The sequence below is a fragment of the Serratia sp. 506_PEND genome (assembly GCF_001076875.1).
In the GTDB taxonomy this organism is placed as follows: domain Bacteria; phylum Pseudomonadota; class Gammaproteobacteria; order Enterobacterales; family Enterobacteriaceae; genus Serratia; species Serratia marcescens.
This window is the reverse complement of the sequence record NZ_JVEL01000613.1, coordinates 1-5,082: the sequence shown is the minus strand read 5'-3', so window position 1 is coordinate 5,082 and position 5,082 is coordinate 1. Positions and strand designations below refer to the sequence as shown.

The 5,082-nt window shown below is 57.6% G+C and carries 6 protein-coding genes; all 6 read right to left on the bottom strand.

Going from position 1 to position 5,082, the window contains the following annotated elements; genetic code table 11:
- Positions 1–482 (bottom strand): hypothetical protein (locus ADK28_RS27920; protein WP_048796284.1); only part of this gene is annotated, 482 nt, incomplete at its 3' end.
- Positions 475–987, bottom strand: coding sequence for a host cell division inhibitor Icd-like protein (locus ADK28_RS33205; protein WP_239686256.1), 513 nt, complete (start codon positions 985–987; stop codon positions 475–477). The genes ADK28_RS27920 and ADK28_RS33205, both read right to left, overlap by 8 nt.
- 4 nt (positions 988–991) lie before the next feature.
- Positions 992–1,222 (bottom strand): helix-turn-helix transcriptional regulator, encoded by a 231-nt coding sequence (locus ADK28_RS27910; RefSeq protein WP_048796271.1) that lies wholly within the window; start codon positions 1,220–1,222, stop codon positions 992–994.
- Positions 1,223–1,526: 304 nt separating this feature from the next.
- Positions 1,527–2,744, bottom strand: coding sequence for a tyrosine-type recombinase/integrase (locus ADK28_RS27905; RefSeq protein ID WP_048796270.1), 1,218 nt, complete (start codon positions 2,742–2,744; stop codon positions 1,527–1,529).
- A 72-nt stretch (positions 2,745–2,816) separates the two neighbouring features.
- Entirely contained in the window at positions 2,817–4,019 is a 1,203-nt protein-coding gene (locus tag ADK28_RS27900; RefSeq protein WP_053093520.1) for a phage baseplate assembly protein, read from the bottom strand.
- On the bottom strand, positions 4,003–5,082 hold a 1,080-nt coding region (locus ADK28_RS32335; protein WP_048796285.1), incomplete at its 5' end, for a hypothetical protein. The genes ADK28_RS27900 and ADK28_RS32335, both read right to left, overlap by 17 nt.

Sequence of the window (5,082 nt, the reverse complement as noted above, 5' to 3'; positions counted from 1 at the left end):
AACGGGCAGCGGTTGACGTTACGGCCGGCGGTGGGAAGTCCGTGAATTTTCAGGCGGCGATACACCGTCAGCCAACGCCCATGACACATTTCCTGTGCCGTTGCCATGTCGTGCAGCGTGGTGTTCGCCAGTTGGTGCGCGGCCAGTAGCTGGCGGGGTGTGTGGCCGTCCGTAACGCGGGGCGCGTCAATGATGGCATTCCGCATCAGCGGACGATGTTGCTGCACAAAGTCAGCCAGCCGGAAGGTTTTGAAGGTGCCGCAGCGGGTCAGACAATTCAGGTGCGCGATGCGCTCAGCCTGAAAGTAGGCGACCACCTCCAGCCGTTCACCGTTACCCAGCCCCTGAAACCACTCGCCCACCGCAGGCAGGCGAGTGAACAAGGGGGCGCTCATTCGGATGTTGGCTGTCATGTCGCAGGGAAAATCCGGCTTGGCCGTGTCGATGTCGTTCCACGGTTGATACTGCGTGCGATTAGCCATGCTGCACCGCCTTGGCCGGGATGCGGCCAGCGAACAGCAGCACGAAATCACGCGCCAACAGGCGGCGAGCGGTCAGTTCATCGGGAGCGGTCACAGATTCACGGTGCGGAACGGCGTCGAGGTCAGCGCGGCGCACGGCGAGGAAATAAAAAACAAACTCAGGGGAATTCTGGGTGTAGCGGGTCATAGCCATGATAACGGCCTCACAAGTTGATTTTTCAACCTGCCTCCCGCTGCAAAACGGGGTGGCAGGACGTGGCGGGGTTTGCAGACTGGCACTTGTGAGACCAGCAGGCGCGAAGGCCTCCCCGCCACGTCCCACCATAATTCTGGCGCAACATGGCAAATCACGGACATAAAAATACCGCATTACGGATTGTTTGCGGTTGTCCGCACAAGTGTTCAGGCTGCAAAACCCGACTGCCCAATGTGGGGCAGCGGTGAAACGATAGCCGCTTGCTGAAAATCCGTCAACGGAAAATTGCGGGTCAGTGAAATTATTCATGCCGTTACCCCTGCGTACTCAGTAACACCGGGGCCAGCTTTTCCAGCCACGCCCGCAATTCTTCCGCGCGGTAGCCGTTGGCGTTGTCGCCCATCTTGACCGGTGCGGGGAATTTCCCCTTTCTGCGCCAGTGCCACAGCGTGCTACGGGCGACCGGGGCCACATGGATCAACACGTCTTTTTCTCGCACCAGACCGGTTTCCGGCAGGGTGAATGCTGCGCTATCTCGTTTCATGGTCAATGTCCTTGCGTTGACGGTCAGTAAAACCGTATCGAACGCCATTGAACCGGATAGAGCAGGCGGCGAAGAGGTGAAGCCGGTCAGGGGGTAATTACCGGCGTTACACCTGTTACACCTTTTTCAATCCCGGTGTAACAGTAGGTGTAACGCCATATTTGTATTAATACTCAATAAGTTAACTAATAAAAAAGTAGTCTGTTACACCGTTACACCTTTTTTAGCCTCGCGCGTGTAGGTGTTTTTTATTTCAGGCAAAAAAAAGACCGCTGATTAGCGGTCATGTCAGACGTGGTGCGGCTCAGGCGTTGGATACCCGCCTGAAATCGACCGGCACAACCGCGCCGGAGACTTCGCTACCATCAACAAAATCAGCCCACCACTGCATGATGCGGGTACGTTCTGGCAGGTACTGCGCCCGGTTGTAGGCCGCTCGCACCTTGTTTCGCTCCACGTGTGCTAACTGGCGCTCGATGGCATCCGGGCTGAATCCGTGTTCGTTGAGTACCGAACTCGCCAGCGCCCTGAATCCGTGCGGCACAGCCTTACCCCGCCAGCCAAGCCGAATCATGGCCGTGCTTAACGCATTGGTGGTGATGTGTTTGGCTGCGCTACTGCTGGGGAACAGGTAACGGCTTTTCCCTGACAGCGCCCGCAACGATACCAGCATGGTAAGCGCCTGCTCAGACAGCGGCACAAGGTGGTCACTGCTCCCCTTCATGCGGCTGGCGGGGATGCGCCACAGTCGTTTCTTTTCGTCGAACTCCTCCCATTCTGCCCCGCACAGCTCAAAGGGGCGGACGAACGTCAGTAGCAACAGGCGCAGCCCCCACTTGGTGAAAGGGTGACAGGATGAAGCATCCAGCCCAGACAGAAAACGGGGAATATCGTCCACTGGCAGGGCCGGTCGATGGCTTTTTTCCTGCCGGGATACCACGCCGGTAAGCTCACTGGCCGGGTTGTGCTCAATGAGCCCGGTTTGCACGGCAAGGCGTAACACCTGCGTGATGTACGACAGGTTCAGGGCGGCGATACCCTGACCGTGTTTGCGCTCCAGTCGCCGCACCAACTCCAGTACATCAAGCGGGGTAATATCCGTGACCCGCATGTTACCCAGCGTTGGCAGCACGTCACGTTCAATGCGCAGACTCTGCTTGAGGTGAGTCCGCTCTGTTACACGGTCTTTCCGCAATCGCTGCCACTCAGCGAGCACGGCGCTGAATTTGTTCATTTCAGCCCGCTGCTCTGACCTCATGTGTTCCTGCTTGGCCCTCGCAGGGTCGTTACCCGCCGCCACACTTCGGCGGGCATCTATCGCCAAGTCCCGCGCCTCAGCCAGCGAGATGGCGGGATAGTCGCCCATCGTCAATTTTTTCTCTTTGTTAACAAAGCGATACTTGTAACACCACACCTTACGCCCGGACGGACGCACCTCAACATACAATCCGTATCCATCGTAAACCTTGTACGGTTTACCCCTTGGAGCCGCGCCCCGCAAGGCTTTGTCGGTTAATTTCATGGTCATTTTTCCTGTTTAAAAATCATAGCAAGCCCCACTTTGTTAAAACCAAGCCCCCAATCAAGCCCCACTTCAAGCCCCACTTTTAACGAAACTGTATGAAACGCTATAAAACCGCATCGAACAAAGCAGGCTTATAAAACAGAGGGTTAGGGGTGATTTTAAAACCGTATGAAACGCTATAAAACAGTAGATTAGATATGCGTCCGGTATCCAGACCCCGTCTTCCTTGAGGGTAAGCGTGGTCTTTTCCCCAGCCCCCAAACTGCCCCCGGTGAAGTTGCGTTTCATCAGGAAGAAAATGGCGTCGATGCCGTGCGGTTCGCTGACCACGTGCACGCGCTGGCCGGGTGTCCAGGGATGACCGTTCGGGGCGCGCAGCCCGCGCACGGCGACAGTGAGCGTAAAGCCCGCCAGACGTGCATCGGCCTGTGCCTTACGGGCGCGGAACTCCACTTCCTGCTGACTCTGCGCATCGTGAGTGACGATGATTTTTGGGCGATAGAGCGCAATTTGCGAGTCGGAGACCGAGGCGCGCATGGCATTCTGTCCGTCCTCGTCGCCGCTACCGTGTTGCTGGGCCAGGACTGTAGTCTGGGAATAACGGCGGGCGATGGACTCATCCTGCGTGATGCTCAGAATGTTGTTGCCCTGGCCGCTGTAGTTCATCACCAGTGTCCCGACCGGGGGCGTGGTGTAATCCGGGCCACCGATCACCAACGTGCCGTCCGGGTCCGTCCAGGGCCACAGACCGCTAGCTTCTGCTGCCTGGGTCAATGCCTCCCAGGCAGTCATGCCTGGCTCAATACTGGTTTTGGCGCTGGTCAGTGGCTTGGTGGCCGCGATACGGATATTGGTGATACCGAACGGCTTCACGATTTTGGCGATCACTTCCTGCAGCGTCATCTCGCAGGCGGTAAATATCGGCGCGGAACAGTCAACCAATACGGCATTGGCATCACGGCCTGACATCAGCAGCAGGTGTTGATTTTGCTGGATACCGTGGCGCAATGTATCCATGCGGCCGGTCATGATGGTGTCCTGGCCAACCTTGAGCAGCACCCGCACACCAGCCTTGATACCCGCCGGCATCTTGCCGGCCGGAAAGCCCAGCGTCACCATCCAGCCATCGGCAGGCGTGAGCAAATCGGCATCGACCTCGTAGCGTTGCCAGTCGTCATGCATCGCGTTGCCGATAAGCAGCGCCAACTTGTCGCGCGGCGCAGATTGCTTGGCGGCCGTGTTGCCGGCAGAGGGGTTATTTGGCGTAGGCATAGAGCACCATTCCTTGCGTGATGTGATTCGGGCTGCTCAGGTCGGGGTTGAGGCGCAGCAATTCATCGGCGCGGCTGTAATCGCCGTACCAGAAGTGCGCCAGTAGATGGAGATTGCAATCGCTGTCCACTGTGCGCTGAATCAGCGGCGGTTCGGCCAGGATGACGGCCTGCGCCAGCGCCTGCAGCTGTAGCGCCAGGGTTTTCAGCGTCTCGACGATGACCGCATTGTCGCTGGTATCGGCGGTAGTATTACTGTTGAGGACACTCTCCTGTTGTACCAGAATCTCACGGGTGCGTTCAGCGTCGATGGCGTCCTGGATAGTGCTGCGCACGTCGGCCAGAATATCGCTGACCTGATCGCTGGAAAGCGTCGGGGTGATCAGCTCATTACCGAGGATCATGCCGGCGATACTGCCCAACTCAGTAATAACTGTGAGACGAGTGGTCTCGGTGATCGCCTGCAGATCTTCATCCGGCATCACTGTGGTGGTGGCCATCGTCGGGACGGTGATGACGTTGTTGCTGTTCTCGGAAACTCCTTGGCGGGCGCGTTGCGCCGGCATGGCAATAACACTGCCGCCCATACCGGTCAGCGAGCGCCAGTCAGAGGTGATGCGGTTGCCGGTGAAGGACAGCGTATTGCTGTAGGTATTCAGCTGCCCCTTGAGGTCGCTGACGAACTGGCCAGGCATATCCAGATAATCCAATCCGGACATCGCAATGCCGTTAATCTGAGCAGACAAACTCTGGATCATAAACTCAGCGGTATTGACCAGGTTGCGGTAGCGCTCCATGGTGTACTGCGCTTTCTGCAGTTCGGCCATCATTTTATTCCAGGCCGCCAGCGCAGCATCCAGCAGGCTGTCGGTGTTCAAATCAATCGCATCAGCCTGCTGGGTGGGGTACTGCCTGCTGAAAAACTGCTGGTCCGGGGCCGACTCGACAAACACCAGCTCAACATGGGCGCAGTCCACATAGTCAGCGCGGTGGAAGATGCCGCATTCAAGTAACTGCACCTTGGGATAAGAGCCGAATACCGGGTGGATCAGCTCACCGCTGCC